This is a genomic window from Sphingobium sp. Ant17 (genome assembly GCF_000588875.1).
Lineage (GTDB): Bacteria > Pseudomonadota > Alphaproteobacteria > Sphingomonadales > Sphingomonadaceae > Sphingobium.
On the sequence record NZ_JEMV01000163.1, the window covers coordinates 1 to 2,163 of the forward strand.

At 53.3% G+C, this 2,163-nt stretch carries 2 protein-coding genes and 1 pseudogene; 1 reads left to right on the plus strand and 2 read right to left on the minus strand.

Annotated elements, in window-relative coordinates; translation table 11 throughout:
* Nucleotides 1-7: 7 nt before the first annotated feature.
* On the minus strand, nt 8-238 hold the full coding sequence (locus tag BF95_RS27090) for a hypothetical protein (protein WP_200867068.1): 231 nt from the start codon (nt 236-238) through the stop codon (nt 8-10).
* Nucleotides 239-495: 257 nt separating this feature from the next.
* On the opposite strand from BF95_RS27090, the gene BF95_RS25025 reads away from it, so the two are divergent.
* Entirely contained in the window at nt 496-1,380 is an 885-nt protein-coding gene (locus tag BF95_RS25025; RefSeq protein WP_235210007.1) for a hypothetical protein, read from the plus strand.
* Between the two features lie 214 nt (nt 1,381-1,594).
* On the opposite strand, the pseudogene BF95_RS25030 reads toward BF95_RS25025, so the two are convergent.
* Nucleotides 1,595-2,163: pseudogene (locus BF95_RS25030) on the minus strand (TonB-dependent receptor); the annotation flags it as partial.

The following is a 2,163-nucleotide window of genomic DNA, read 5'->3' on the forward strand; positions in this document are numbered from 1 at the left end:
ACTGCGATTACGGTCGACCAAATCCTTGCGCTTCGCGGCTTTGATGGTCCACTATCGTCTTCCATTGGGCGTTGGTTTTGCAGACGCGGGTTTTACGCACCAATGATCCGATGACTTCTATTTTCCGACACCGGATCGCATCGGGATCATTACGGTTCAAAGCGGGGCGCTCATCTGCCAGCAGAGGCGCGGGCAACAACAATAAACTGGATGCAATCACGGCCTTGAGGAATGGCATAATAATTCTCCTTGGTAATCAATCCAATTTTGCTCGTGTCATAACCAGATTTGACAGGCTAGGCCCACATTCAGCGCGAGCGATGGTCGATACATCAAATCTGTGACAACTGCCGTGGATGGGCAAGCCCAAAGTGCAGCCTTCGCGTCTAGCTGCAATCTACAGCTTTGAAAAATCCTACCAGCTTGGGTCTGCCACAGGGAATCCGGCCTGACGATAACTTGTTTCCGATAATCCACCATGCCAACACGGCAATCATGACAATGACGAAGCCAAGTATCGAAACTATCATGGGTAGCGCGGAATGGCTGCCCCATCGCTATGATGCAACGCGAGATTGCTTTCATATGGTATCCGTGTCGCGTCAGCGGCACCGCAAAATGCCGTTCTTAACCGACCAATATCTGGGTGAAGGTGTCGAGCGCCGCGCCGTTTCCCGTGCGACCGCCATGATTCACGCTATGCCACCAGCACCCATCCATTTCATATTCCATTCTGCCTTCTGCTGCTCCACGTTGTTGGCCTCTGCATTTGATTTGCCCGGCATCTCAATGGGTTTGAAAGAGCCTGTATTGTTCAACGATATCATTGGCTGGCGCCATCGGGGTGCTACAGGGCCGCAGGTAGCAAAGGTGCTCGACGATGGCCTTGCGCTGATGGCACGACCCTTTGAACAGGGTGAAGCTATCATCGTAAAGCCGTCCAGCATTGCAAACCCGATGATTCCAGCTTTGATGGCGTTACGCCCCCAGTCACGCGCCGTGTTGCTCCATGCGCCACTGGCCGATTATCTGACGTCCATCGCCCGCAAAGGCATGGAAGGGCGGCTCTGGGTCCGCGACCTTTTGAAAAAGCTGCTGCGGGAAGGGATGATTGATCTTGGCATCGCCTCCGCCGACTATCTCGGTCTCACCGACATTCAAGTTGCTGCCATCGGTTGGCTCGCCCAACATATGCAGTTTCAAAAATTGGCAGGCGCTTTGGGTGACCGGGTCGTCACGTTGAACAGCGATATGTTCATCGCTAAACCGAGCGAAAGCCTAGGCCAACTAGCCCGACATTTCGATCTCGATACGCATATGGAGCGCATCAGCGCTGTCGCGTCGACCGATCTGTTCAATCATAATAGCAAAAAATGGTGAAGCCTTCACGGCAGTAAATCGGACAGAAGCCGCGGCAATGGGCCGCAGCATCCACGCAGAAGAGATCGATAAGGTTGAACAATGGGCACGAGTGATCGCTACCAATCGAACCATTGCGATGGAACTGCCCAACCCACTTCTTAGATCATAAAATGTCCCATAAAAAAAGGGTCGGCAAAATTGCGACCCTTTCCTTTTGCGATGTATAACAGGATCAGAAGCGCAGCTTGATAGCAGCACCATAGCGACGACCCAGAGCGTCGTAGGTCGACGGATAGGTGTTGCCGCTGTTCCACGAGGTCGGGCCAGCGTCCGAACCGACAATCGGTGGCTTCTTGTTGAACATGTTCTGCACGGTCAGCGTCAGAGTGACGTTGTCGCTCACGTTGAAACGCGATGTCCAATCGAAGTAGTCATAGGCCGGGATGGTGTTGAAATCTTCTTCACCGGTGTAGCCAATCGGCGTTCCAACGAAAAGACCACCGTTTTCCGAGCGGAAACCGTCCAGATGGCGCCAGACCAACGAATGGTCCATGCTTTCAAAGGCCAGTGTCGTCCGCAACGTCCACTGATATTCCGGCTGCAGAGAACCACAGTTCACGCTGTACAAACCAACGCAATCACGATTGACGTCGCTCGGCGTCGATTGGAAAGTCGACTTGTTCGTCCAGTTACCGTTGAACGCCATCGCCAGCGTCGCAAAACCGACATCACGACGATAGTTCATGATCACGTCGATACCATCCGTAGCGAGACGGCCCAGGTTGGACAGACCAGCAAACA

Bases quoted from the DNA above. Each gene is read 5' to 3' on its own strand.
- BF95_RS25025 (WP_235210007.1), top strand. From the start codon at position 496: ATGACAATGACGAAGCCAAGTATCGAAACTATCATGGGTAGCGCGGAA.
- BF95_RS27090 (WP_200867068.1), bottom strand. From the start codon at position 238: ATGCCATTCCTCAAGGCCGTGATTGCATCCAGTTTATTGTTGTTGCCC.